This is a genomic window from Dialister sp. i34-0019-2H8 (assembly GCF_042846925.1).
GTDB lineage: Bacteria > Bacillota > Negativicutes > Veillonellales > Dialisteraceae > Dialister.
Window position 1 is genome coordinate 1,890,276 of sequence record NZ_BAABYQ010000001.1, and the last position, 25,949, is coordinate 1,916,224.

General features: G+C 45.6%; 23 protein-coding genes and 4 tRNA genes. 1 reads left to right on the plus strand and 26 read right to left on the minus strand.

The window, feature by feature from the left end; all coding sequences use genetic code 11:
• Positions 1 to 24 precede the first annotated feature (24 nt).
• The 15 genes from miaB to ACGG9R_RS08235 all read right to left on the minus strand — a co-directional run bounded on the left by miaB (position 25) and on the right by ACGG9R_RS08235 (position 12,347).
• A complete protein-coding gene (gene miaB, locus ACGG9R_RS08165) occupies positions 25 to 1,347 on the minus strand; it encodes a tRNA (N6-isopentenyl adenosine(37)-C2)-methylthiotransferase MiaB (protein WP_390153765.1) in 1,323 nt (440 codons plus the stop codon).
• Positions 1,348 to 1,900: 553 nt separating this feature from the next.
• Positions 1,901 to 2,386, minus strand: a complete 486-nt coding sequence (gene ybaK, locus ACGG9R_RS08170; RefSeq protein ID WP_390153767.1) for a Cys-tRNA(Pro) deacylase — start codon at positions 2,384 to 2,386, stop codon at positions 1,901 to 1,903.
• A gap of 132 nt (positions 2,387 to 2,518) precedes the next feature.
• Positions 2,519 to 2,607 (minus strand) — tRNA-Leu (locus ACGG9R_RS08175).
• A gap of 30 nt (positions 2,608 to 2,637) precedes the next feature.
• Positions 2,638 to 2,711 (minus strand) — tRNA-Cys (locus ACGG9R_RS08180).
• A 3-nt stretch (positions 2,712 to 2,714) separates the two neighbouring features.
• Positions 2,715 to 2,789 (minus strand) — tRNA-Gly (locus ACGG9R_RS08185).
• Between the two features lie 2 nt (positions 2,790 to 2,791).
• Positions 2,792 to 2,868: transfer RNA gene (locus ACGG9R_RS08190), tRNA-Asp, on the minus strand.
• Between the two features lie 357 nt (positions 2,869 to 3,225).
• Positions 3,226 to 4,023: a carbon-nitrogen family hydrolase gene (locus tag ACGG9R_RS08195; RefSeq protein WP_390153769.1), complete on the minus strand. Its 798-nt coding sequence runs from the start codon at positions 4,021 to 4,023 to the stop codon at positions 3,226 to 3,228.
• 188 nt (positions 4,024 to 4,211) lie between these two features.
• Complete coding sequence (locus ACGG9R_RS08200; RefSeq protein WP_022106179.1) at positions 4,212 to 4,649, minus strand: HutP family protein; 438 nt, start codon at positions 4,647 to 4,649, stop codon at positions 4,212 to 4,214.
• A gap of 1 nt (position 4,650) precedes the next feature.
• Positions 4,651 to 6,558 (minus strand): threonine--tRNA ligase, encoded by a 1,908-nt coding sequence (gene thrS, locus ACGG9R_RS08205; protein ID WP_390153772.1) that lies wholly within the window; start codon positions 6,556 to 6,558, stop codon positions 4,651 to 4,653.
• Between the two features lie 447 nt (positions 6,559 to 7,005).
• Positions 7,006 to 8,229, minus strand: a complete 1,224-nt coding sequence (locus ACGG9R_RS08210; protein WP_390153774.1) for a Fic family protein — start codon at positions 8,227 to 8,229, stop codon at positions 7,006 to 7,008.
• Positions 8,230 to 8,417: 188 nt separating this feature from the next.
• Entirely contained in the window at positions 8,418 to 9,026 is a 609-nt protein-coding gene (gene rfbC, locus ACGG9R_RS08215; RefSeq protein ID WP_390153777.1) for a dTDP-4-dehydrorhamnose 3,5-epimerase, read from the minus strand.
• A 71-nt stretch (positions 9,027 to 9,097) separates the two neighbouring features.
• Positions 9,098 to 9,952, minus strand: coding sequence for a dTDP-4-dehydrorhamnose reductase (rfbD, locus tag ACGG9R_RS08220; protein ID WP_390153780.1), 855 nt, complete (start codon positions 9,950 to 9,952; stop codon positions 9,098 to 9,100).
• A 423-nt stretch (positions 9,953 to 10,375) separates the two neighbouring features.
• On the minus strand, positions 10,376 to 11,398 hold the full coding sequence (gene rfbB / locus ACGG9R_RS08225; protein WP_390153782.1) for a dTDP-glucose 4,6-dehydratase: 1,023 nt from the start codon (positions 11,396 to 11,398) through the stop codon (positions 10,376 to 10,378).
• Between the two features lie 14 nt (positions 11,399 to 11,412).
• Positions 11,413 to 11,703 carry a hypothetical protein gene (locus ACGG9R_RS08230; RefSeq protein WP_390153785.1) on the minus strand — a complete coding sequence of 97 codons (291 nt, stop codon included), beginning with the start codon at positions 11,701 to 11,703 and terminating at the stop codon, positions 11,413 to 11,415.
• A 74-nt stretch (positions 11,704 to 11,777) separates the two neighbouring features.
• Positions 11,778 to 12,347, minus strand: coding sequence for an acyltransferase family protein (locus ACGG9R_RS08235; protein ID WP_390153788.1), 570 nt, complete (start codon positions 12,345 to 12,347; stop codon positions 11,778 to 11,780).
• Here ACGG9R_RS08235 and ACGG9R_RS08240 point away from each other — a divergent pair.
• Positions 12,333 to 12,494: a hypothetical protein gene (locus tag ACGG9R_RS08240; protein ID WP_390153791.1), complete on the plus strand. Its 162-nt coding sequence runs from the start codon at positions 12,333 to 12,335 to the stop codon at positions 12,492 to 12,494. The genes ACGG9R_RS08235 and ACGG9R_RS08240 overlap by 15 nt on opposite strands.
• Before the next feature lie 90 nt (positions 12,495 to 12,584).
• On the opposite strand, the gene galU is transcribed toward ACGG9R_RS08240, so the two are convergent.
• The 11 genes from galU to ACGG9R_RS08295 all read right to left on the minus strand — a co-directional run bounded on the left by galU (position 12,585) and on the right by ACGG9R_RS08295 (position 25,823).
• Positions 12,585 to 13,463 (minus strand): UTP--glucose-1-phosphate uridylyltransferase GalU, encoded by an 879-nt coding sequence (gene galU / locus ACGG9R_RS08245; protein ID WP_390153794.1) that lies wholly within the window; start codon positions 13,461 to 13,463, stop codon positions 12,585 to 12,587.
• A gap of 69 nt (positions 13,464 to 13,532) precedes the next feature.
• Positions 13,533 to 14,840, minus strand: a complete 1,308-nt coding sequence (locus ACGG9R_RS08250) for a flippase (protein ID WP_390153797.1) — start codon at positions 14,838 to 14,840, stop codon at positions 13,533 to 13,535.
• 70 nt (positions 14,841 to 14,910) lie between these two features.
• Positions 14,911 to 16,473 (minus strand): hypothetical protein, encoded by a 1,563-nt coding sequence (locus ACGG9R_RS08255; RefSeq protein WP_390153800.1) that lies wholly within the window; start codon positions 16,471 to 16,473, stop codon positions 14,911 to 14,913.
• A 126-nt stretch (positions 16,474 to 16,599) separates the two neighbouring features.
• The gene (glf, locus tag ACGG9R_RS08260) at positions 16,600 to 17,724 is read right to left on the minus strand and encodes a UDP-galactopyranose mutase (RefSeq protein WP_390153803.1); all 1,125 of its coding nucleotides are present in this window, start codon (positions 17,722 to 17,724) and stop codon (positions 16,600 to 16,602) included.
• A 155-nt stretch (positions 17,725 to 17,879) separates the two neighbouring features.
• Positions 17,880 to 18,017 (minus strand): hypothetical protein, encoded by a 138-nt coding sequence (locus tag ACGG9R_RS08265; RefSeq protein ID WP_390153806.1) that lies wholly within the window; start codon positions 18,015 to 18,017, stop codon positions 17,880 to 17,882.
• 270 nt (positions 18,018 to 18,287) lie between these two features.
• A complete protein-coding gene (locus ACGG9R_RS08270) occupies positions 18,288 to 19,835 on the minus strand; it encodes a BCCT family transporter (protein WP_390153809.1) in 1,548 nt (515 codons plus the stop codon).
• An 11-nt stretch (positions 19,836 to 19,846) separates the two neighbouring features.
• Positions 19,847 to 20,560, minus strand: coding sequence for a sugar phosphate nucleotidyltransferase (locus ACGG9R_RS08275; RefSeq protein ID WP_390153812.1), 714 nt, complete (start codon positions 20,558 to 20,560; stop codon positions 19,847 to 19,849).
• Positions 20,561 to 20,575: 15 nt separating this feature from the next.
• Entirely contained in the window at positions 20,576 to 22,204 is a 1,629-nt protein-coding gene (locus ACGG9R_RS08280; RefSeq protein WP_390153815.1) for an NTP transferase domain-containing protein, read from the minus strand.
• 803 nt (positions 22,205 to 23,007) lie between these two features.
• On the minus strand, positions 23,008 to 24,033 hold the full coding sequence (locus ACGG9R_RS08285) for a hypothetical protein (RefSeq protein WP_390153818.1): 1,026 nt from the start codon (positions 24,031 to 24,033) through the stop codon (positions 23,008 to 23,010).
• A 25-nt stretch (positions 24,034 to 24,058) separates the two neighbouring features.
• Positions 24,059 to 24,964: a capsular polysaccharide synthesis protein gene (locus tag ACGG9R_RS08290; protein WP_390153820.1), complete on the minus strand. Its 906-nt coding sequence runs from the start codon at positions 24,962 to 24,964 to the stop codon at positions 24,059 to 24,061.
• A 40-nt stretch (positions 24,965 to 25,004) separates the two neighbouring features.
• The gene (locus ACGG9R_RS08295) at positions 25,005 to 25,823 is read right to left on the minus strand and encodes a phosphorylcholine transferase LicD (protein ID WP_390153823.1); all 819 of its coding nucleotides are present in this window, start codon (positions 25,821 to 25,823) and stop codon (positions 25,005 to 25,007) included.
• Positions 25,824 to 25,949 lie beyond the last annotated feature (126 nt).

Consider the following 25,949-nt stretch of genomic DNA (forward strand, 5'->3'; position numbering starts at 1 on the left):
TAGGCGTTCAAAGAAAACTCGAAACTACACCAATTTCCCCTTCAGCACCCACGTCTGGCCGACCTCGACTTTCGCTTCGAGCGTATCACCGACCTTGACGCCTTCCTGATACGGGAAAAGGATCATCTTATTGCCTGATGTACGTCCATACCAGACATTCTCCTGCTTCGACGGGCCTTCGACGATGATGGGATAGGTCTTGCCCTCCATCGCCTGATTCAGAGAAAGGCTCACCTCATTCTCTACATCCATCAGCTCCTGCAGGCGGCGGTGCTTCGTCTCCTCATCGATCTGATCCGTCATGCGCGCTGCCGGCGTGCCATTTCTCGGCGAATAAATGAATGTATATGCCGAATCGAAACGCACCTCTTTCAAAAGCGCGAGCGTCTCCTGATGCATCTCTTCCGTTTCCCCCGGGAAGCCGGTGATGAGATCGGTCGTCAGCACGATGTCCGGCATCTTTTCACGGACGTAGGAAACAAGCTCCTTGAAATGCTCGATCGTATATCCGCGATTCATCTTCTTCAGCATTTCATTCGAGCCATGCTGCATAGGCAGATGCATATGACGCGCCACCTTCGGCGAATCCGCCATCGCATCCACCATATCGAAAGTCATATCTCTCGGATGCGACGTCATATAGCGCACGCGCTCGATGCCATCCACCTTGTCGATCGCGCGGATCAGCGTCCCGAAGTCCGTCCCGTTTCTGAAATCAAGACCATACGAATTCACATTCTGCCCGAGGAGCGTCACCTCTTTATAGCCTTCCTTCGCGAGCCCCTCTATCTCGCGCGAGATATCCTCCACGCTGCGGGACAGCTCACGGCCGCGTACATACGGCACGATGCAGTACGTGCAGAACTTGTTGCACCCCTGCATGATCGGGATCCATGCAAAGACATGGGACTTACGCACCGCACGAAGCTCGCTGTAGTCACTCACGCTGTGCGGATTTCTCTCCGTCTTCACCACATGGCCGCCGCGCGCATCCTCCTTCGAAACGATCTCCTTCAGGTCATGGATATGGTACGGCCCGATGACGAAATCAATGATCGGCATACGCTCGATGAGCTTGCCCTTATTCTCCTGTGCCATACAGCCGGCGATCCCAAGAAGCAGATGCGGATTTTTATCCTTCAGCTTCTTGATCTCCCCGATCTTGCCATAGACCTTCTCCTCCGCATTCTGACGGATGCTGCAGGTATTCATGATGATGATATCTGCCTCTTCCATCGTCTCTGCCGGCGCATATCCCAGCTCCTCCAGCTGTCCATTGATGCGCTCCGTGTCCGATTCATTCATTTGGCAGCCATAGGTCAGGGTGAAGTACTTCTTTTCCATCATAATATATTTCCTTTATATAACAACTCACACGTATCCAAAATATCACTTTATTATAGCATACGCAGCATGAAAAATAAAAAATCCCGATGTCCGGAAATGGTATCCGGTCATCGGGATCAGGTTCGTCCACGGGGCATGCTGCCCTTTGATGGCATGCCAAAGAGGTTCAGCAGGTTCTATGGGTGCAAGAGGTTCGAAGGGGTTGGTGCGGCGCATCAAGTCAGAAGCGCCGCGCAGTTTTCTATGGAAACACTGATTAAATCGTTGTCAGATTGAATCAGCGTTTCCATAATATGCGATATTCACGAAAGATGAGGCGTTTGAAAGCAGGGATGAGGAGGAGAGTGACTTGTGACTAGCGACTCTCTCGTATCATCGTTTCGAGCGCAAGCGAGAAATCTTTGTCATCCGCGGCCATGCGGTCGATGTTTAGAGATCCGAAGCAGAAAACTTTCGGGCATCGCCCTATTGATAAGGCAAAGCCGCCACCTTCATGCCTCTTATTGAGAAAAGTCCGCACGCAGCATCATGAGACCATCCAGCTTCCGCCGCTCTACTTCGCCGTCAGGTCCGCCATCTTCGCACCGATGAGGGAGATCAGATCATCCGGCGAGAGCACCACCTGACGGCCGCGCTGGCCCGCACTGATGCTGATCGCCGCATGATGATGGCAGCTCTCATCAATGAAGGTCGGGAAAGCCTTCTTCATCCCGATCGGCGAGCAGCCGCCGCGCAGATACCCTGTGAGCCCGGGAAGCTCCTTCACATGGATCATCTCTACGCTCTTGTTCCCGCTCACACGCGCCGCCGCTTTGAGATCGATCTCCTTCTCCGAAGGCAGGCAGAAGACCACAGGGCCCGTCTTATCGCCATGCGTGACGATGGTCTTGAAAACCATGTCCGGATCATAGCCGAGCTCTGCCGCCGCATGCACGCCTGAGAGATCGTCCTCATCATAATCATAGGACTTCGTCTCGTAGGAGATCTTCTCTTTGTCCAGAATGCGCATGACATTCGTTTTCTTTTCTTTCTTTGCCATAGTTTGCCTCGATTCATTGGGCAGCCTGGGACGCAGCGCCATCAGCTTCCCAATGCCTGACCGCTTCCCAGCGCACACCCATTTTCAAACAACAAAAAGCCGGAGCATCACGCTCCGGCTCATCATTCAAATTGGTGCCGAGGACCGGAATCGAACCGGTACGAATCTCACGATCCGAGGGATTTTAAGTCCCTTGCGTCTGCCAGTTCCGCCACCCCGGCAGGTCTATATGAATGTAATAGAATGTAATATGGAGGCGGCACCCAGAATCGAACTGGGGATAAAGGTTTTGCAGACCTCTGCCTTACCGCTTGGCTATGCCGCCATATGGAGCGGAAAACGGGACTCGAACCCGCGACCCCAACCTTGGCAAGGTTGTGCTCTACCACTGAGCTACTTCCGCGCTGGCGACCCGGATCAGATTTGAACTGACGATCTCCGCCGTGACAGGGCGGCATGTTAGACCACTACACCACCGGGCCGCACGTAAGTTACGCATATTAGTATATCCATCCATGGTACTTTTGTCAAGCACTTTTTGAAAAATGGTTGCCCTTGGGCGATAAGGGTGGCTGGGGACTGCGAACCCTATCGCACCGTCATTTCGAGCGCAAGCGAGAAATCTTTGTCATTCGCGGTCAAAATGGTCAATGTTTGGAAGCCTCAAACGGGAAACCGGCTCTTCAAGAAACCTTCGGGCATCGCCATGATCGATACTCCGCGGCGCTTCTGATTTTTATGCGTCGCCCACCTGAACCTCTTGAACCTCTTGAACCTCTTGAACCCGCTGAACCTCGTTCACGCGCAATCAAAGGGCGAAACGCCTTTCTCCTATTTTTCTACAGATGATACAATTCCGGTCTTCTGTCACGAAATACATTGATGCTCTCTCGGATGCCCTGCAGCACATCCGTATCGATCTCCGCCGTGGCCACCTGCTCCTTTTCTCCCAGATGGAGCAGTTCTTCCCCCAAAGGCGAGAGGAGCATCGAGTTTCCGCCGTACTGCGTGCTGCCGGCACGGCCGCATTCATTCACGGCACAGAAAAACATCTGATTCTCGATCGCTCTGGCTTTAGAAAGCGTGATCCAGTGCTCCTTCCTTACGAGCGGCCAGGCAGCAGGAAGAAAAAACAGATCCACCCCCTGCAATGCCTCTGTCCGGATCAGCTCACAAAAGCGTACGTCATAGCAGATCGCCATCGAGCAGGCGATCCCGTCCAGTGTAAAGTGGACCGTGGAAGAGCCGCCGGTATACGACTTCGTTTCTCCCATCGGGCTGAAGCCGTGGATCTTATCATAAGAGGCAACGACCTCGCCCTTGCGATCAAAGATATAGCTTCGATTGAAAACGCATCCGTTTTCCAAAACGCTGACCGAGCCCGCCACGATATTGACGCCATGCTCCTTGGCAAAGGCTCCGAATACCTTTTTCGTCTGCACGCCATCTGCATCAGAAGCGGCATAGAGTGCGCTGTCCGGCGACGGAAAGAAACCGGTGTTTACCGTTTCCGGCAGGACAAGAATGTCCGGCTTGTCTTCCAGCGCAAGCTCCATCAGCTGCACGGCTTTTTCATAATTTCTTTCCACCTGTCCCAGCTCTACATCCATTTGAATCAGACTGATCTTTTCCTTCATAAAGCCTCCACGCATCCTGTCACTCAAACGAACCATCGAATTTCATTCAATGTACCGCCTTCGGCTTTTCCTGTCAAGAAAAATGGCTCCCTCTTTCCCCCATCAAAAAAGCCGGAGGCAAACGCCCCCGGCTCTTTTCTTATGCAGGACAGGTATGAGATAGTCACTCCCTGCCCCTTATGATTTTCTCAATCAGGCAGATCATTCCGAAGGACACGATGCGCCATGCCCACCGTGACCTCATTGAAATGAAGCACACCCACGCCGACAAAGATCGCAACGCAGAGATGCTCATTCCAGCGGGCGATACCGATCTTGCCGCCGACATTCATGCCGATCGCCATCGGCTTCACCTGCTCGATGGCAGACTCCATGGCTCCGACCACAGAGCCATCCCCCACATGAGTATCAGAGATGACCTTCTGCCTTTGGGCAGCCACGATGGCCGACTCGAAGATCTTCGGCAGGATATCCAGAAATTTCCCGCCAAAGTTCACAGCGACAGCGCGGATGCCATCCTTCGCCAGCCTTTCCTTCAGCGCATTCTCATCTGCCCGCGTCTCGGTCAAAGACATGCGGAGCGCGGCCCGTGCGATATCAGCACTCTGGTATTCTTTGTAAGCCATCTCAGTTTTCCCGTTCTTTGATCTCGCGGATCAGGTTTGCAACGAACATCGGGAGAGACTGGGACCCCAGGTCGCCATTCTTTCTGCTTCTGACAGAAATGGTGTGACTCTTCATTTCCTGATCGCCCACGATGATCATGTACGGTACCTTCTCCATCTGTGCCTTGCGGATCTTGTAGCCCAGTGTTTCATTGGCCTCTTCCACTTCGACACGGATATCAGACTCGGACATAGCCGCTGCGACAGACTTCGCATATTCCAGATTCTTGTCCGTGACAGGGATGATCTTCGCCTGTACCGGAGCGATCCAAGTCGGGAAAGCCCCTGCATAGTGTTCGATCAGGATGCCGATGAAACGTTCCAGAGAGCCGTAGCCTGCGCGGTGCAGCATGACTGCTCTGTGTTTTTCTCCATCTTCACCGATATAGTTCACATCGAAGCGTTCCGGCAGCTGCATATCCATCTGGATGGTGCCGCACTGCCAGGTACGTCCCAGAGAGTCCTGTACATGGAAATCGAGCTTCGGTCCATAGAACGCACCGTCGCCTTCATTGATCTGGTACGGTACACCCGCCGTCTCGATGGCTTCACGGAGCGCATTCGTGGAGATCTCCCACAGCTCATCGCTGCCCATGGAGTTTTCCGGACGGGTAGAAAGTTCGACATGGTATTCCAGACCAAAGACACCATACATCTTCTGATACATCGCCATACACTTGATGACTTCATCCTTCATCTGTTCCTGCGTCATGAAAATGTGCGCATCATCCTGCGTGAAGCAGCGAACGCGGAAGAGGCCGTGCAGCGCGCCCTTCAGCTCATGACGATGAACGAGGCCGAATTCGCCAACACGCATCGGCAGATCTCTGTAAGAACGCTGCTGCGTCTTGAAGAACAGGATTCCGCCGGGGCAGTTCATCGGTTTGATCGCATAGTCTTCGTCATCGATCTGGGTGAAGTACATATTTTCCTTGTAATGATCCCAGTGACCAGACTGCAGCCACAGCTTCTTCGACAGGATGACCGGCGTCATGATCTCCACATAGCCGAATTCCTTGAAGAGCTCACGCTCATAGTCCATCAGTTTATTTCTGAGGATCATGCCCTTCGGATGGAAGAACGGGAAGCCCGGGCCCTCTTCATGGAAGGAGAAAAGATCGAGCTGCTTGCCGAGCTTTCTGTGATCGCGCTTCTCTGCTTCCGCACGGACGAAGAGATAGTGGTCAAGATCCTCCTTGCTGAAGAATGCCGTCGCATAGATACGCTGCAGCATCTTATTCTTGGAGTCGCCGCGCCAGTAAGCGCCAGCGACCGTCATCAGCTTGAATGTCTTCACCTTGCCGGTGGACTTCAGATGCGGGCCTGCGCAGAGATCCGTGAAGTCACCCTGTTCATAGAGAGAAATCGTTTCCTCCTCCGGCAGGTCTTCGATCAGTATAACCTTGTAGTCCTGGCCTTTATCCTTGAAATACTGGAGCGCTTCATCGCGCGGCAGCACCTTCTTCACCAGCGGGATATTTTCCTTCGCGATCTTCGACATCTCCTTCTCGATCGCTGCGAAATCCTCCTGGCTGAAAACATGGTCAGAGTCCAGATCATAGTAGAAGCCATCATCGATCGCCGGTCCGATAGCAAACTTCACGCCAGGAAACAGGTGCTGGATCGCCTGCGCCATCACATGGGACGCCGTATGACGCAGCGTGAAAAGACCTTCCGGATCCTCCTTCGTGAAGAATTCCACCTCTGCACCATCCACGATCGGATCGCGCAGATCCGTCAGCTCGCCATTCACCTTCGCCACCAACGCATTCTTGCCAAGGCTGTTGGAGATCGCCTTCGCCGCATCCGCCAGAGATACCGCGCTCTCGAACTCCTTCTCTTTTCCGTCTTTCAGACGAATCGTAATCATAGTATCTTCCTTTCTAAAAACAGACATTCACTGCTTGGGGACAGTGGCTTCCATTTTTGCTGCTTTCTGCTTGGCTCTGCCATTTCAGCCGCTTCGCAGAAAGCAACATGAAAGCAATAAAAAAACTTCCGTCCCTAAGGGACGAAAGTTGTATTCCGTGGTTCCACCCAAATCAGAGCTAAAGCTCCACTTGTCGGCCCGGTAACGAGGCCACCCGGGAAGATTTCGATCCTCCTGCTCCAGAGCGGTAATCGATCCCCCCACCATCTGCTCCCACCAGCCGCAGACTCTCTTTGCGTGTTACCAAGGATCCATCATGTCTCTATCCTCACATGTATGGTCATACTATAGACTTCTTTTTTGCGTTTGTCAAGGGGAAGGTTGGAGACTATGAGACGGAGAGACATTAGACTTCAAACTTTCCGGCCATCATAAAGCTTGAGTAAATCATTCTTTGCTTCCCAGCAGGATCTTCATATTCAGACGATAATGAAATGGCTTCTCATTTTTATCCACCAAATAATGGGCTTGCGGTATTTTACTCAGCCGGCTTTTGATCGTAACACGAGTCTTATGCGTAGCCTCCATCAGCTGATCCATCGTGATTCCAATACCAGAGAACAAAGAAGCCTGCAGCAGCAGATAATAGATCGTTTTCGTCAACGCATCCTGCCCTGCCACCTTTTCATTCAGCTGCGCGGCAAAGCGTTTCAACTGCTCCTTTTTTCGCGAAAGTAAGGAAATCGTATCATCAAACGCCAGCGATATGAACTCCATAAATTGCAGGATAAATGGCGTCAAATCGCCTCGATTCCACTGACTGCTCGTCTCCTCAAACATTTTGTAATATGCATTTTTCCGTTTGTTGATCTCCACAGATAGCCGCAATGCAATATAAGGACTAAATTCCAGTGACAGATAATACGACACAATAAATCGTCCCGTGCGGCCATTTCCATCATAAAACGGATGTATGTATTCAAAGAAATAGTGAAAAGCCGCCAGCCTGACCAAAAGCGGAATTTCTGCCGCCTGAAGAATAGACAACGCCTGATCCATCGCCTCTATAATCGCCTGCTCCGGCATAAGTCCCTCATGCTTTACCCGATTTGTCTGACTGGTAATTTCCACAGGAGCTTTTCTGAAAATAATCCCATCCGGTACATGCGCTGGATTCTCCTGTACCACCTCTGCCAAAGCAAATGAATCATAGAAATCGCGAACATCACGACAAGTAGAGAAAGAAGCCCCCTCATGATTCAAAATCCGAAGATACTGATCTACTAAGCTTGCCAAATGCCGATATGCAGCAGAGACCGGAATATTTTGGAGGATATCTTTGATTTGTTTGCGAGTACTTCTGACACCCTCGATCTCATTGGTGGCCTGTACCTCTTCGATTAGGCAAGAAACGGCATACTGCCGAAGCATCACAGGAGGACATTCCGCAAGTAACTTCATGAACTGAATATACTTCTGGTACATAGTCTGTATAAGCAGTGAGATTTCCTCATTATAGCAAAGGAAAGAAGGATACGCCTGTTTTCGATTGACCTCTTTGACGGATATCGGAAAATGCTTTGTCGTGCAGGCATAAAAGCGCTCTGCATAGACTTGCTCATACGTATCCGGCGACACGTAGTAAATTTTCCATAACGGCATATATTTCATAGCGATAGCGCACCTCCTATCCCAGTGATAAAACTCCTGCTTTTTATCATATCACATTCCCCATGTGATAAAAGCTGGTTATTTTATCACATACCTTGCTCTCCTATGATAAAATAACCGGTTTTTATCACAACCATGCAAAAGACCGTCCTGCTATCTGATGTCTACCGTCTCTTAGTCTCAACATCTCAAAACTTAAACGTCTCTTTCAGCCCCAGCCACTTCTGATCCTTATCTGACAGAGTAAGAGGCGTGCCATCGGCCATAGTATAGCCTTCTGCCGCAGGAGAGCCATGGTACCCACCCTTGAGCTCTGGCCACTCGATCCCAATATCCGGATCATTCCACGCCATGCCGCCCTCATCATTCGGATGCCAGAAATCATTCACCTTATAGCAGAATTCTGCTACATCCGACAGTACCAGAAAACCGTGGGCGAAGCCCTCCGGGATGAGGAACTGCTTCTTATTTTCTTCTGTCAGCTCGACGCCATACCATTTCCCATAGGTGACAGAATCCGCACGAAGGTCGACGGCTACATCGAAGACCCTTCCTTTGACCGCACGCACGAGCTTGCACTGCGGATAATGCTTCTGAAAATGCAGCCCACGCAGCACACCTTTCGTGCTCATGCTCTGGTTATCCTGAACGAACTGGATGTGAAATCCAGCCTCTTCCATATCTTTCTGGTTATAGGTCTCCATGAAATAGCCACGCGCATCCCCATGAACAGCCGGCTCTATGATGCAGAGGCCTTCGATGCCTCCCACATTTTTTGTGACTTTGATCTGACCCATCGTATTCTTGTCCTTTCATTGACTCCCTATCAAAAAGAGCTGCTGACTATTGCTGCCAACAGCCCGCCTTTTTATTTCTCGCCGATCTCCATCAGGTATCTTTTCAGCGCATCTCGCCAGTCCGGCAGGCGATGAAAACCTGCCGCATCCAGACTCTTCTTGCTAAGGCGGCTGTTTTTCGGCCGCTGGGCTCTGGTCGGATAGGCTTCTGTCGGGATCGGATGCACCTCACAGGAAATTTCCGCTTCCTTGAAAATCACCGCCGCAAAATCAGCCCAGCAGGTGACGCCTTCATTCGTCGCGTGATAGACGCCATACTTTTCCGTCTCGATCATATCACAGATGAGTAGCGCAAGATCCGCCGTGTAGGTCGGAGAGCCCCACTGGTCAGCGACCACATTCAGTTTCTTCCGTTCCTTGCCAAGCCTCAGCATCGTCTTGATGAAATTATTCCCATTCTTGCCGAAGACCCAGGAAATGCGGATGATGAAATACTTCCGAAGAAGCATCTGCACCGCCTGTTCGCCGAAGAGCTTTGTCATCCCATAGATATTGACCGGAAATTTTTCCGCATCTACCTCGAAGGGCAGATTTCCTTCCCCGCCGAACACATAGTCCGTGCTGATGTACACCATCTTCGCATCTATGTCTTTCGCTGCTTTCGCAATAGCCAGTGTCCCATCCGCATTGACCGCCATACATACATCTGACTCGTCTTCCGCCTTATCCACCGCGGTATATGCCGCGCAGTGGACGATCACATCCGGATGATAGGCGTGGACGACCTCCTCCACCTGCTTCGCATCCGTCAGATCCATATCCTTCGAGCCGACACCGCTATGTTCGATACCACGACCACGGCGCGCAAGCTCGGCTGCGACATCATAGCCAAGCTGCCCTGTCACACCTGTAACTAATACCTTCATACTAACCTCTATTTCTTACACTGACCATATTCCAGCAATCAAACATTAGTAATGCCATGACAACGGAGTAACCCCTTAGAAAAGGAGCGCCTCATCGGCGTTGAAGGAATCCTCATAGCGAATTGAAAACCCATATTAGACCGCACCAACCACGTAGGCCCTTGAAGAAGGGCCGCGCCAAAGACGTAGGATAGAGTGCCCCGCAGGGGCACAACTTACAGCAGCGGTATGCACACCTTCTGTTCGAAACGTTTCACCGCCCATTCAACATGTACCGCTTACAGTTCTACCGGATTCTGCCTCTGCGTGGCAGTCTATCCTCTGCCCTGCGGGCATCCCCTTCTCCAAAGGGAGACGCGTCAGCCGCTAGTCCCAGCAATCTGAGGCGCCCCTAAAAAAGAATTACACCTTACGACTTCTCTATCACATTTTTCCGCCATACATTTTTTCATAATACGTCTGGTACTCGCCGCTCACGATCTCTTCCCACCAGTCCTTATGTGTCAGATACCACTCGATCGTCTTTTTGATACCGTCTGCGAATTTTGTCTCCGGCAGCCAGCCCAGCTCCCCGTGGATCTTCGCCGGATCGATGGCATAGCGGCGGTCATGGCCTTTGCGGTCCTGTACATACGTGATGAGGCTCTCCGGTTTTCCCAGCGCTTTGCAGATGAGCTTCACGATATCGATATTTCCCATCTCATTGTGACCGCCGATATTATACACCTCACCCGCACGGCCATGCTGCAGAATGAGATCGATGGCCTTGCAGTGATCCTCTACATACAGCCAGTCACGCACATTCTTTCCATCTCCATAGACCGGAAGCGGCTTATCCGCGAGTGCATTCGCGATCATAAGCGGGATCAGCTTCTCGGGAAACTGATACGGTCCGTAGTTATTGCTGCAGCGGGAGATCGTCACCGGCAGCCCATACGTCCGGTGATACGCCCCCACCAGAAGGTCCGCGCTTGCCTTCGAGCTGCTGTACGGCGAGCTCGTATGGAGCGGCGTCTTCTCCGTGAAGAAGAGATCCGGCCTGTCCAGCGGCAGATCCCCATACACCTCATCCGTCGACACCTGATGATACCGCTCGATGCCATACTTCCGGCACGCATCCATCAGGACTGCTGTACCGATGATATTCGTCTCGAGAAAAATCTCCGGATTTGCGATCGAGCGATCCACATGCGACTCCGCCGCGAAATTCACAACCACATCCGGATGCTCCTCTTCAAAGAGCCCATAAACCGCTTCCCTGTCGCAGATATCCATCTTCACGAAGCGGAAATTCGGAAGATCCATCACGCCCTTCAGCGTCGACAGATTCCCCGCATACGTCAGCTTATCCAGACAGATGATGCGGTCTTCCGGATGCTCTTTCAGCATATGAAAAATAAAATTCGATCCAATAAATCCGGCTCCGCCGGTTACGATGATAGTCATATTTATATTTCTCCTCAGTTTTTTGCATGCCTTTCAAACACATGGCAGGCTGCATTTTTTATTTCATAAAATAAAAGCGAACAGCCAAGTACCATACCCGTACGCACTACATTTCGGATCCACATCCGATGATTCATCCAAGCGTCCACGGCTATCCAGTCTAAACAGTGCATTGAAAAAATCAGCAGCGTATGCCTTCCAATAAATACCATCAAATCCTTAATCTGTTTATTTTCTTCCAATGCCTTGCACAGACTACAGATAGCAAAAGTACCACATACAGCCTCAAGTACGCTGACAGACAAATAAGGGTAGCTTCTCCCTGCCATTTCGATATAAATACCAAGACGCAGACAATATAACCATATACAAGAAACCGCTAAAAAAATGCCCAGCTCATATCTATCAAAAACTTCTGCATGCTCTTTCCAAACCATTCCCAAATAGACGAAGAGGACTGCCACCATCGTGACATCTGCATTTTGTGGCAGCCATTTTCCTCGCCAGCCCAATAAAAGCCCCAGCATGCCAATAACCAAAAAGATAATGCCACTTCTTTTTTCGAAAAACAAAGCGAGATGGCATCCATGCATGTTTTCGCCCAAAATAAAGAAAAAAGAAACCAGACAGCACCTGCCGCCGGATGCTTCGGTAAAGAAACACCGGAAACCCAATAATACGCGTCCGCCGTAGTACGAGTGATCTGCCAAAACGCATCAAGTGAAAGATTTCCGCCTTTCAGCCACTGTGCAAGGATCGATAAGACACCTATGCACAGACATGGGCCAATCAAATGAAGCGCATTCTTACGCAAATGCTTCCTGCACTCCATCAGATCCTTCGCCAGACGAGTCGTGTATCCAGACAACATGAAAAATAATGGCATATGAAAAGAAAAAATGAAATTACGTGTAAGTCCGCCAGACTCCACGGTATGACCAACAATCACCAGAATGATAGCGATCCCCTTCGCAATATCAATCCAGTCAATACGTTCTGTCTGTCTGTCTGTCTGTCTGTCTGTCTGTCTGTCTGTCTGTCTGTCAAAAGCATACTCTGTCTCTCTTCCCTCGCGCAAGCTCTTTTTATTCTATAAAATACACCGCAGCTGAAATCTGACACCTTCCACCTTGTAGCCTACCACCTGATGTCTTAATATCTAACGTCTCCTAGTCTCCAAAGCCTCTTACATCTCTCCGACGATCTCTTTCAGATATGCACGGAAATCAGCTCCCAGATCCTCACGGCGCAGAGCAAATTCCACGACAGCCTTGAGATATCCGAGCTTATTTCCCGTATCATACCGCTGCCCCTTGAAATTATATGCATATACTTTCCCATTTCGCGCTAGTACGCGAAGCGCATCCGTCAGCTGGATTTCTCCGCCCTTCCCAGGTTTTGTCTCTTCCAAAATGGAAAAAATATCCGGAGTGATCACATACCTTCCCAAAGCAGCAAACCGACTGGGCGCTTTGGCGACAGACGGCTTCTCGATCATATCCGATACCTTCATCAGATCAGGATCCATCTCTGGTTTCCCATCGATGATACCATAAGAAGACACCTGCTCCTCCGCAACCATCTGACAGCCGACGATCGTTGTCCCCGTCTTCTCATACTGCCGAATCAACTGATGCAGTGCCGGCTCTCCTTTCCCGTTATACACGACATCATCCCCTAAAATGACGCCAAACGGCTCATCATCAACAAAATCCTTGGCACACAGGATCGCATCCCCCAGGCCACGCATATACGGCTGGCGCACATAGTGTACCTTGATACCAGAAATCTTCCGGATCTCTTCCAGCAAAGCCTCCTTCCCATGTTCCTCCAAGTGCGACTCCAGCTCAGGGGATGAATCAAAGTGGTCCTCGATTGCTCGCTTTGCATGGCCAGAAATGATCAGTATCTCCTCGATCCCACTTGCCAGGATTTCTTCAACAATGTACTGGATCGTCGGCTTATCAACGATAGGAAGCATTTCTTTAGGCATAGCCTTTGTCTCCGGCAGGAAACGCGTACCAAAGCCTGCGGCCGGAATCACAGCCTTACGAATTTTATACATGGTTCTCTCCTCCCAAAATGAAATCATTCTCAAGTGGATCAGCTTTTCTTACCACCTCAGCAGCGGTCCTTAACGGAGGAGTATCCTCTTCTTCCATAAGACCACTGCCATGATGACCGTCACCATCGTCTCCGTACAAAGCATCGCCAAGGCTGTACCTTCCGCACCTTTCCATGAAATCAGCGGACAGATGATGATCAGATTAAAAATAGAGGCTGTGATCAATACCTTGCTGTAGATCTTTTCCATTCCCAAAGGAAGCATCGTCTCATACCCCATGACATTACTCATCGCCACCACCAACGGCACGAAAGCCATGACCTGGAGCGGTCCGACCGAAGGGATATACTTTTCCCCCAGAAGCCACGGGATGCCCCAGGGACAAAGCAGATAGAGCACGGCTCCGCCCAGCACTCCTAAAACGGTATAGACCATCAGCTGCTTTTTCAGAAAATGAAGCCCCCGCTCGATAGACTCCTGCATGACTTTGCTGATATAGGGATACACCGCAGCATTCACTGCACTGACAGCCTGCTTGATACAGCCAATCAGCTTATCAGCCCCACTGTAATAGCCTACGATCGTATCATTCGTTAAAACACCGAGAATTACTATATCGCTCGTTGTATACAAGTTCACCGCCAGCGAGGAAACAAAAATCTGCCAGCCTTCTCTATACGTTGCCTGCATATCCTTCCATACGGGCTTTAACAGAATGCCAGGACAGATATCACGGATCACTTTCCAGGAAAGGATACCCGCAAAAAGCGGCGTACAAGACATCAGAAAAGCCGCCATCACATAGTCGTCCGGCGACCTTACCAAGAGAAACAGCAGCAGCATTGTGACCATACGCCCGGACAAATTAAGAATCGTGATATAGCGCATCTGCTGGATGCCTTGAAAGTACCAGATGGGGAATATCACCAGACCGATCACAGATGTATAGACCGCAAAGAATAGCGGCAGATCCAGCGTCACCGGATACACCAGCAAGAGAAGCTGGTATCCGGCAAAGAAAACGACCGACACCAGCAGCCACAAGAGAACCATCGCCCAGAAATAAGCAGAGAATAGCCGCGGAATATCCGATTCCTTCGCCTGCGCGATATCTCGCGGCGCGATCAGCGGGAAGCCGTAGTTGATGCAGAGACTGAAATAGCCGATGATCCCCTGCATAAAAGCGATCGCTCCATACTGCGCCGGCCCCAGCACGCGGAGCAGGTAGGGGACCAAAATAAATGACAGAATATATTCCATGGCACGAAGCGTCACCATGGAGAATATATTTTCAAGTAAACGAGTATTTTTCAAGATATCCTCTTGGATGTAGTAATTTGAAACGTTCGATTGGCAGACTTGGAGACGGAGAGACATTAGCTTCTAGACATCGGACTTCAAATTTCAGAGATCTGATGTCTGGCATCTGATATCGGAGCCCCATTTCCTAACCTCTATCGCTCGCCGGCTTTTCTCTAGTGTCTCTTTGGAAGCAGAGAAGAAGTGTTGTGCCTAAGGCGAGGGGATAGGTATAGAAGAAATAATTACTCAGCAGACAAGCGATTGAGCCCCCCAGGGAAACCAATACACAGACAAAACCGTAGTGTCCCAGCATTTTGGGGATTTCACGCAAAATTATTTTGCTTATAAAGAATAAAGGCATCAAGAACAATAACAAGCCACAGATGCCATACTGCATTAGCATTGTACCAAACATATTAAACGTTGGGACAGAACTATTCAAGAATCCTTCATCCCTTAGCATGACCAGCCAATGACATATCTCCTGATCATCCTGCGCAAATGCCGGAATATGATCTGCGATATAAGGACTTTCAAATCCCGTACCTATCCCAAAAACTGGATGCTCCACCCCTATATGAAAAACAGCCACCGTATTACCAATACGTGCCAAATTCGACCGTTTTGATACAGAAGCTACTGACAAAACATCTTCGCTAACATATTTTTCAAATTCTGTTGCCATTGTCATATCAGAGGCAACCTTTTCTCTCATATGCGAAATAGCTAGAAGAGCAGATAAATATACGCTCAAAGTAATAACCGTAACTGCAAAAATTTTTAGCAAAGAACCAATCCAATCTTGATACCGTCCCCATGCCGAGAAAATAGCAAGCAGTATCAGTTCCCCAAAATAAGTTGCTTGCGCAGTCCGTGCTTTTGTCATGAAAATCATATAGGTAAATAATATAAGGAGCCCTATGATTTTCTTTTCCCTTAAACCAAAAGCTCTATACCATAAAAATGGAACAATAAAAATGGAAACAATAGCAAAGAATGACGGCTCCATTGTAAAACTGCGAAGCTGTCCATTCCACAGCAAAGGCGGCCACCATTCGTGTTTAGTCTTTATATCATACAAATGCACATTGATCCACTTCAATATTTCCTCACAAAATTCATTCCCCGTCAGCAACCACGGGATCTCTATCAGAGAATACAGGCAGAGCATCGAAGCGGCCAGTACGGCAGCTCGGCTCATGGTATCCAGGATATACTCCTTCGTCTTCCCATGAAACATCACATATAGCGCGAAAGGGATCCCCAAAAGCGGCAGAAGCAGACTCCTCACTGTACCGATCAGCATCGACACGCCGTACTTCAAATGCAGCAACGTTTCATTCGTCATGATCGCCGGATAGACATGCGCGATCACCTTGACCATCGTTGTATCCCGCAGAAACTCATTTGCCTTCTCATCCCAGTAGGGAAACTGCACGGCACCGATGATCGTACAAAGGAACGGCCACAGGATACAGAGCGCCAAATACCACTTCACGCCTCTTGACCAGTTACCGAAGTCTTCCCGTCTATGCATATAATGCACCACCGCCAGTACCACCAGCAAGATCAAAAAGAAGTACGGCACATTCTTCATAAAATCCGGGATCGGATACGCCTTGGGAAGTCCATTCACCGGGATCGTCACGACCATTGCATACAACAGCCACCGCTCGATCTTATCCAAATTTTGCATTATATGATCCATACCACGCCACTTTTTCATAGATACCACACAGATAATAAAATTTATGAAACCTTGAGACTTGGAGATTCAGACTTCTGACTTCCGATATCTGATGTTTGACCTCTGACTTCTAATATCTAACGTCTCTTAGTCTCTTAGTCTCTCACCCGCACACTTCAGCGCCGAATCGATCACCGCATCCATATCATAATACTTATACTCGCCAAGGCGTCCACCGAAAATGACCTTCGTCTCCTTTTTTGCCAGCTGCTTATATTTCTGATAAAGCGCGCCATTCTTCTCATCATTGACCGGATAGTACGGCTCATCGCCCACTTTCCATTCCGAAGAGTATTCTCGGCTGATGACGGTCTTCGGCAGATCATTTCCTTTACTGTCTTTACCGAATTCAAACCACTTATGCTCGATGATCCTCGTCCATGGCGTCTCTCGATCCGTGTAGTTCACTGCTGCATTTCCCTGGAAATTCGGTTGATCCAAGACTTCTGTCTCGAAGCGCACACTGCGATATTCCAGTGTTCCAAGGTCGTAGTGGAAATAGGCATCGATCGGACCAGTGTAGATGACATGCTCCGCCATGCTATTCCACTTCTCCCTGTCTGCCAGATAGTCGACACCGAGCTTCACCTCGACGCCGCGAAGCATATTTCCCACCATCTTCGTATAGCCTCCGACAGGGATCCCCTGATAGAGTGCGTTGAAGTAATTATTATCAAAAGTCAGACGCACCGGGAGCCGCTTGATAATGAAAGCAGGAAGCTCGCTGCAGGGACGTCCCCACTGCTTTTCCGTATAACCCTTGATGAGCTTTTCATAGATGTCCGTCCCGACCAAGGAAATCGCCTGTTCTTCCAGATTCTTCGGCTCTGTGATGCCAGCCGCCCGTCTCTCTTCCTCGATCTTGGCCGCCGCCTCCTCCGGCGTCACGACACCCCACATTTTATTGAAGGTGTACATATTAAAGGGCAGGGAATAGAGTTCGCCATGATAGTTGGCTACCGGTGAATTCGTGAAGCGGTTGAATGTGGCAAACTGCTGCACATAGTCCCAGACATGCTTCAGATTTGTATGAAAGATGTGCGCTCCATACTTGTGTACATGGATCCCTTCCATGTCTTCTGTGTAAACGTTGCCGGCGATATGATCCCGTTTCTCGATAACGAGAACGCTTTTCCCAGCTTTCACTGCTTCATGCGCGAATACAGCACCGAAAAGTCCGGCACCGACAATTAGATAATCGTAATGATTCATATGTAATCTCCTTTTAGGAAAGATATTGGGAGAATGAAGCGGAGAGACTTTAGACTTCTAACGCACGACGTCTGACGCCTAATGGCAGACATCTGACATCAGGCGTCTAAAGTCTGATATCGAAAAACCATCTTCCCTACCGATATATTTCAAAATCAACGGTTCCCCGAAGCCACAAGATGCTTCAGCTGTCGCAAAGCCTTAAACCACCACGTCTTTCTCACCTTCCTGATAGCAGGCGCACGTTTCGCCGGATTTCCTGCCACATAGCGATCTATTCTAGATAAATGCAATTGGTTAATCAATGCAGGATATTTTGATTTACGTCTCCTAAAAGCTGAACAAATAATTTATCTTTTTCCGAACGCTGAATAATAAACGTATAACACCAGAAAATCATCGAGTACCTTGTATCAATAATAGAAAATAGATAAGCCTTCCTCGCAGGGCTCTCTTCTGCGGTGTGCTTTTCTTTGACATGATGATCTTCTATTTGATTCAATTATGTCAGCGATTCACACCTAAAAAGCGGGGGCGGAGAATCTATAGGCATCAATATTAAATCAACGTTTCCCTGCACCTCGGAATCCATTATCGTTTTCCATATACTTTTTAGCATCTTTCATAAAGCTCACCGCAATCATGACAATAACTACGCCAATGGGAAATGCAGCCACAATACTAACGGACTGCAGATTCGCCATGGAGCTTTCTGAAAAAAGCAATGCAATTGGAAGCAGAATCAGTAAAATACACCACATCAACTGAATCCCCTTATTAGGTTGCTTTCCTTCATCTAGCCTGTAGTAACTATAGCAGGACGCAGTCAATGCGATGGAATCAAAAGAGGTCGCATAGAACGCAATCATTGTCAGCAATACAACGACCATAACAATTGGTGCATATGGCAGCGTCCTAATAATACCTACAATCATTTCATAAAGATCTCCATTCGCCAGATACTGAGCAATAAAATCTGCTTTCCCAGTCATCTGCATTCCCATAGAATAATTGCCGAGTACAATAAAACTAATCAATGTAGATCCTACGCCGAATAAATACCCCCCAAAAATTGTCTGACGTATCGTTCTTCCTTGAGAAATACTTCCAATGAAGAATGGCGCTGCTACACACCACACCATCCAATACGCCCAATAATAAATCGTCCAATTCTGAGGAAAACTTGATGTGCGAAGCGGATCAGTAAAAGTAGATAGCACAATAAAGTTCTGAATCATTCGTCCAAATGAAGAAAAACCAGTTTCACTAATGTACCGAGTTTCTCCACCAAACAACAATATAAATACTATTAAGCCATAGAACATATAGATGCAAATATTTGCCAATTTACTAATTCCCGTGAATCCATGTAACAGAGAGCCAGTATAAACTGCACAAGTAATCAGAAGAATAATTATATCAATAACAGTACGATTGATTGAAACACCAAAAAAATCTCCAATAATCGTTGCCATTAGTGGAGTAGCAACACTGAATGTCGTAGCGGTACCAGCCAACAGCGCAAATACAGCCAACAAATCAATAAAACGGCCAATCAAACCATCTGTATATTTACCCAAAATAGGACGGCAGGCTTCGGAATATTTCTGCCGATTTTTTTTCCTTACATGGAGCATAAAGCCAAATGCAACAGCCAGCACCAGATAAAACCCCCAAGGAATAAAGCTCCAGTGAAATAGCGGGTATACGCCAGCCCAGTCCTGAACGCTCCCCATTTCAGCCAGATGGGGATCAATTGCATACATCACCCACTCCGAAAAAGAATAAAACAGAATATCTGCTGCAAGACCACAGGTGAACATCATCGATCCCCATGCAAAAAAAGAATATTTGGGCTTTTCTCCAGGCTCCCCCAAAACAATATTACCATAATTAGAACCACCAATATAAAGAGATAGAATAAAAATGCCTAGCCCAATTATAAGGTAATATTCTCCAAATGTATCCCCCAAAAAGCAGCGAATCTGGCGCAAAACCTCATTTGACTGTTCCGGTACAACAAAAAAAAGAACACATAATGTGATTACTATCACCAGTGGTACCGATGTTATCATCCAGTCAATTTTCCCCTGTTCTCTTTGTATATGCATTTTTTATTCCTTTATTCCAAATATTTCTTATAACTGTCATCCAATGCAATCAACTCGGAAAAATTATCCACCTCTATAACATCGCCCTTATTCATAGGATGGATTCCTAATTGATACTCCGTAGGATAGCAAAACATTACAACGTCATCCCAATAGATTTGCCAATTCTTCTTATATTCGAATTCAATTTCCAGATGGTGCTTTAATTTTCTCCCATCCTCCGCCGTCCAGCGGGAAATACCATAAAGCTGCCACCCTTTGTTCCCACCTTTTCTGCTACAGGACGTTACTATCCCATTCTCAACTGTTTGTAACCACTCATTCGTCTCTTCCTCTGTCCAAATGCTATTATAACCAGAACGTTCAAATTCGGGTGCAAGGATCTGTGGATTACAAATAATCTGATCTCCATCAAGAATAATAGCATTTTCAATATAATTTCTTGCTACATAGAGCGAAGAAATATTATTACAAATATCATAATATGGATTTTCAATTAGTTTAACCCCATAATACATTTTCTCCAATTCTGCAAATTTTTCTTTTAAATAGCCAACCACTATATAAATCTCATATATGCCATTACTATGCAAGCCTTCAATCGCAGTATCAATCATACGAATGCCTTTCACCTTGACCAACGGTTTCGGCGTTGTCAGCGTTATTGGACGCAGTCGATTCCCTAACCCCGCAGCCATGATAATTGCTCTTTCAACCCTGTGCATTTTATTTTCCCAACCTTAATTTATATTTTTTTGAACAATCCGATAGTATTCTTTTGCATAGCTATACTGTCGACGCGAATACTCACCAAACTCTACACCTAGATTTCGCTTATATTCGCACCAATTGCTCCACAACAAACCGCACACTGCGATATAGCAATAAATTTTGATTCGGATCGCATCATTACATCCCTCTGTAAAATAAGCCGAAATTAGTTGATCCACCTGATACTTATTGTAAAGGGCGTAAATACAGAACATTGCCACATCCACATGAGGATCCTGCATTCCTGCATACTCCCAATCAATAAGACGAATTTCTTCCATTCCATTTTTATTAATAAACAAAAAATTATCCGGTACTGCATCAATATGTGTCAAAACTTTTTCCGTGACATGCGAATCAATATAATGCCGTAAAGATAAAATTTTCTTTTTTGTTTTTTCATAATCCTTGTATATAGAAGGAGCTCCATTCCGCAATGTTTCATAGAATTCTATCTGTCCAAAAATATCGAAATCATGCGCTACTTTTAATCTCAATTCATGAAAATGCCGTAATCGTTTCATACACTTTCTAACATCTTCATAATTCAATGGATCGCATACCTTGGCATTCTTCCAAAATTCCGTTATCTTATAGCCATTGTTTGGATTGATGTACACAACATCATCACAAATCCGTCTTCCATCAATTGCTTGATATACGTCTGCTTCTTGTTCTCGATTAATAAGCTGATCCGTCCCTTCACCTGGGATACGCATAATATATTTTTTCCCTTTACAAGAAAAGACAAAAGAACGATTCGTCATACCTTTTTTCAAAACACTTATATTCGTAACTTCTTTAGGTTTTACTTTAAAAACGCTGCAAATTGTTTGAATTGCATCCGTTTTCAATTGATTGGAATTACAATCAAGTTCTCTAAGCTGCTCATAAGTATTGATCTCCACAACCTCGCTACCACGAACAACACGAGCGCTAACAATCATTCGACCTCTATAGTAAAGAGCTTCTTCCCAAAACAATCTGCTATTTTGTGGATTATTGCAAAGAGCTTCTATTCGCTCAGCAACTATATCTGCATCTTCTTTCAGCAAATAGCAGATGCCAATCATCGCATTACCGCCAGTTTTGGGCGGTATCACTTCCAATTTCATTTCCCGATTAACGCGGACATTGCTCTCATTATTCACAAGATCGCTTACCATGTACCACGAATACAATTCATGCCGTCGAAATGGATTTTTATCACACCAGATATCGCAAGGAATAATATATGCATCCCTAAGATATTGTTTTGCTAAGTTAACTGAGTATAAATTATTTTTTTCCGCATAGTCTTTATTTACAATCAGATGAACACCATATTTGCAAATCAAATAGTCATATTTTTCCTTCATAAATCCTACGACTATGTAGATTTCTTCAATCCCCACTTCATGAAGTTGCTTTATAATACGCTCAATCAACGGTTCCCCATTAATTTCTATAAGCCCTTTAGGCCTTTCGGCATTGATGGGCACCATTCGCATTCCAATTCCCGCAGCCAAGATAATAGCACGCTGTGTTTTTTTTTGCTCGAATTCAGATAAAGTCTTATCGGTAAGATGAGTGAATTTATCAACGCATTCTTCATTCATAATAATTCTCCAATTTATGATTTATAATCTCCAATGAGCCCCCGGATACTTCTGCCAAAGCTCGCTTATTCTTAAATAGTTCATGTAATAGCCTAATACTACAATGAATCAAGAAGAATTTTTAGCACTTATTAATAAGAGTTCTATAACGGTCATGATCCTTCCACAAGGGCTTCGCAGAACCATCCAGCCACATAGAACGGCTCTAGAGAGAGTTTAAACGTCGCTCTAATGTCATTGGCTTATTCCCTGATGAAGATTCGCTCGTTCGATGAATTGGAAGCGTTCTGCTTGAATTAGATGAAAACCATACACAGCGTAGAGCTATTTTTAGCCCTAAAACGCTTCAGGAAATACTGGGCCCTGAATTCCTCGTCAAATTGTAGCAAGTAGCTGTAGAGCAGCAACAGATGCAGGCATCATAAGCAGAATAAGTTAGTTGTCAGCCGGGCAGGTGTAAATCAGCCATCTGGCAGACACTTGAGTCGCATTTCAATGTTTATTTTTTATGTTGTGTGATAATAGGATTTTGAGAGAAAATTAATTTACACACTAATATGGACTTGACTCCGTTTACTATGAGATGTTTACTACGTGAGCAAGGAGCTGAAGGCGTAGATGATCTCACACCGCTGAAAACGAATCAGAGAAAAACGCCTTGATTTATTCTCAGAGGTGTGAGAAATACCAAGCTGCCACGATCTCTCCAATTTCGTCCACGTTAAGCACATTTCATTAACATGCTATGAAACACGCTTAAGGTTTCAAAACGCGGCCTTGACAACAAGCCCATTATAGCAAATTTAATCATTCTGCTCTACTAGTTTTGAAATAGCCTTATTGATATAAGTTCCTGTACACACCTGTAATTGCATTGTTTTTATATTTTTTAGATAGCAATTATATTTTTCAGGTGATAATATATGCAAATAAGTGTTAATATCTTGCAAACTTTCAACAGTAAAACCAATATTGTATTTTTCTATCAGTTTAGCTATAGCAGCTTTCTTCCAAGCAATGACAGGTAACCCAGCCGCAATATACAAGGATAGTTTGTAAGGATTGTTATATTTGGTATATTCCCCAATATCACCTGAGCACGTATCTATAGAATTACCATCCCAAACAAGACCAAACCCTCCCTCAAGTTTATAGGGAATTTCCTCCTCTGTATAGATTCCCTTAAAATCGATATTATTGGCCTTAAAAAGTTCCCGAGAATAACCGGATCCAAAAAGTATGAATTTTGCGTTAACCTTTTCTAACTCCTTATCTTGAAGAAAAACACTTTTAGACAAATTACCAGCGAAAGCAATTTGAGGAACGGGCGAATAATGTTTATTAGGTCGCTCTTTTAAAAAATAATCAAATATCTCCAAATTAATTGTTTTAGTTTTAAGACCATTTTTAACTAAATATTTGATCATACTTTCATTATGTAAAACAAGATTCTGACATGTATTAAAATACGCAATTTCCTTCGAAAAAACTCTCCCATTTAATCCTCTTATCGAATCTATATCATGAACTATAAGCGTAATCTTGTTGTGTTTCGACAAACGTACTAAAAGTTTTTCAAGTATTCTATTAGTGCAATAGGGATACTGCATAATAATATTCTTTCCATGACAGTTAAAAAGTCTTGCGAAGCCCACACAATTATCAAGAACATACTTCACCTTATCATAAAATGAAGTAAATTTTTTCCTTCTATATACGTAATATGGCTCTCCAAAGTAATGACGAAGCGCAACATCGATATCTTCTCTTGCTTTGCTCCCGCAACGATCCCCCGCTTCATCAAGTTCAGTAATAAGGTTATAATCCATAATAAAATCCCTCCCTGTTGTTATTCTATTTATTCTGTTGTGACATAATGTGCATATAATATGTTTTTCCCTTAATCTTTTGTTCGGAAAATTTGTAAGTAAGTTTTTGCATGAATGAAATCCTTTCAATCCACTTCCACGTCTTACTATTATAATCATCAAAAAGCATTGATTGAAGAATATGATTTTCTTCTGAATACATTGTAAGCATATCATGTGCTATTGCTCTGGATTTTTCATCAAGATGTATAGCAAAATAAAACAGATAATGAAATAAAAAATAGTTCCTCACTTCCGTGTTTTTTTCCCAATATTCCCATAACCCTTTTAAAACACTTCCAAGAACAATATCTCCCGCATGTGCTCGCAAAAAATGGTTCGAAAAGGAATCCCAAGGCACCAGCGAATTATCCCACCTAAAAGCAAAAAGTTTCTCTGCCCATATATCTGGAGGAATGGCGCTTGTTAAATAAATAGTTGCATCCAGCCAAAGACCTCCATGTTGATATAGTAATGTCGCTCTCAATATATCTGAAAAATGTGTCGGTGAAATAATCCCTTTGTTGTATTTGTCTAAAATGTATTCCGGTATATTTACATAATCCTCAAAATTATCATTTGTAATTACTATAATTCTATGGTTTTCTAAAGCAGTCAGTCGCTTATAACATTTTTTCACAATATCAGGAGCCTGTTCGATTCCTTGCAGCCAGCACACCCAAATCACATTCACATCATCCATAACCGGTGGAAGAGATGAATTAGTAGACTTCATTATTGGCATCACTTTATGCCTTAGGTAAACATAGGTGAAACAGCCTTTAGTCAAATCCCAAAAATCATGTACCATTCTATACAAATATCGAAATACAACATAAGTAACTTCTCCTTTTTTTAAACGCTGCCTCACAACCTCTTTAACGCTTTTCATAAGATACCACTCACCTTGATTATGTACAAACAAATACCATTCAAAGCTTTATAATTTTATACTCATGCGATGGAATACGTTTATCAGGAGTAGGTAACTCCATGTAATTTCCGTAAACTATACTTAGTATTTCATGGTATTTATCAGGTACAGCCACTTTCATTCCTTCAAATTCCATCATAATTGGGTTGCTAAACCAGTCTTTTTCAAAAATAAATAATCCCTGATCCCACACAACACATCCCACATATTTACTTTCGTTAATATCGTATGTATTCCTGAATTTTACTAATAATCTCAGCCACCTTTTCTTACCTATCGCATGACATATTCCCCAGATAAGCCTCTTGCATGCACTCTTTAGGACTCCATCATTTTTAGTATTTAACTTCTGGATTGTCGCATAGTTTAGGCAAGTTATTAAGAAAAACTTTTTTGATATAAATTTATCCATCATACTCATCGGATTATTTCCAAGGCCATCAAAGGGATAGATATCTACAAAAATACCCATACCTGCATTTTCTTCTCCATCATCACGAATCATTTCATAACGACAATCGCAAAACCTAGATATGTTAAACGGATAATTCTCATTAGTATACCGATTTATAAGTTGGTACGGCTTAAGTTCTTCCTTATGAGTATAACAATAATTCATGAAGCGTTCATACTCGGGTCTTAGCATAATAATATCAAAGTCATCATCCCAAGGAATAAAACCTTTATGCCGTACTGCGCCAATCAGGCTTCCATACATGACAAAGTATTTAATGTTCTGATCCTTACAGATATCAATAATTTTCTTTACTACACCTATCGTTACCTGATGGATTTCACTCAACTCTAAAAATTTCATATTTAGTCTCCTTTTTCACGCTGTAGCTATATATCCACTATTTTTCAAAGTAAGCAATCTTAAAGCAATTCTCTTCGCGGCAATAGCTCAAGCTCGATATCCGAAGAGTATACAATTAGAAAAATG

Excerpts from the sequence above, each read along its gene's own strand:
- ACGG9R_RS08255 (WP_390153800.1), bottom strand. The coding sequence starts at position 16,473 with ATGGATCATATAATGCAAAATTTGGATAAGATCGAGCGGTGGCTGTTG.
- ACGG9R_RS08285 (WP_390153818.1), bottom strand. The coding sequence starts at position 24,033 with ATGGATTATAACCTTATTACTGAACTTGATGAAGCGGGGGATCGTTGC.
- ACGG9R_RS08240 (WP_390153791.1), top strand. The coding sequence starts at position 12,333 with ATGACCAACAATCACCAGAATGATAGCGATCCCCTTCGCAATATCAAT.
- rfbB (WP_390153782.1), bottom strand. The coding sequence starts at position 11,398 with ATGACTATCATCGTAACCGGCGGAGCCGGATTTATTGGATCGAATTTT.
- galU (WP_390153794.1), bottom strand. The coding sequence starts at position 13,463 with ATGTATAAAATTCGTAAGGCTGTGATTCCGGCCGCAGGCTTTGGTACG.
- ACGG9R_RS08195 (WP_390153769.1), bottom strand. The coding sequence starts at position 4,023 with ATGAAGGAAAAGATCAGTCTGATTCAAATGGATGTAGAGCTGGGACAG.
- rfbC (WP_390153777.1), bottom strand. The coding sequence starts at position 9,026 with ATGGGTCAGATCAAAGTCACAAAAAATGTGGGAGGCATCGAAGGCCTC.
- thrS (WP_390153772.1), bottom strand. The coding sequence starts at position 6,558 with ATGATTACGATTCGTCTGAAAGACGGAAAAGAGAAGGAGTTCGAGAGC.
- ACGG9R_RS08250 (WP_390153797.1), bottom strand. The coding sequence starts at position 14,840 with ATGTCTCTCCGTCTCCAAGTCTGCCAATCGAACGTTTCAAATTACTAC.
- ACGG9R_RS08290 (WP_390153820.1), bottom strand. The coding sequence starts at position 24,964 with ATGAAAAGCGTTAAAGAGGTTGTGAGGCAGCGTTTAAAAAAAGGAGAA.
- rfbD (WP_390153780.1), bottom strand. The coding sequence starts at position 9,952 with ATGAAGGTATTAGTTACAGGTGTGACAGGGCAGCTTGGCTATGATGTC.
- ybaK (WP_390153767.1), bottom strand. The coding sequence starts at position 2,386 with ATGGCAAAGAAAGAAAAGAAAACGAATGTCATGCGCATTCTGGACAAA.
- ACGG9R_RS08280 (WP_390153815.1), bottom strand. The coding sequence starts at position 22,204 with ATGAATGAAGAATGCGTTGATAAATTCACTCATCTTACCGATAAGACT.
- ACGG9R_RS08275 (WP_390153812.1), bottom strand. The coding sequence starts at position 20,560 with ATGCACAGGGTTGAAAGAGCAATTATCATGGCTGCGGGGTTAGGGAAT.
- glf (WP_390153803.1), bottom strand. The coding sequence starts at position 17,724 with ATGAATCATTACGATTATCTAATTGTCGGTGCCGGACTTTTCGGTGCT.
- miaB (WP_390153765.1), bottom strand. The coding sequence starts at position 1,347 with ATGATGGAAAAGAAGTACTTCACCCTGACCTATGGCTGCCAAATGAAT.
- ACGG9R_RS08270 (WP_390153809.1), bottom strand. The coding sequence starts at position 19,835 with ATGCATATACAAAGAGAACAGGGGAAAATTGACTGGATGATAACATCG.
- ACGG9R_RS08295 (WP_390153823.1), bottom strand. The coding sequence starts at position 25,823 with ATGAAATTTTTAGAGTTGAGTGAAATCCATCAGGTAACGATAGGTGTA.
- ACGG9R_RS08200 (WP_022106179.1), bottom strand. The coding sequence starts at position 4,649 with ATGGCTTACAAAGAATACCAGAGTGCTGATATCGCACGGGCCGCGCTC.
- ACGG9R_RS08210 (WP_390153774.1), bottom strand. The coding sequence starts at position 8,229 with ATGAAATATATGCCGTTATGGAAAATTTACTACGTGTCGCCGGATACG.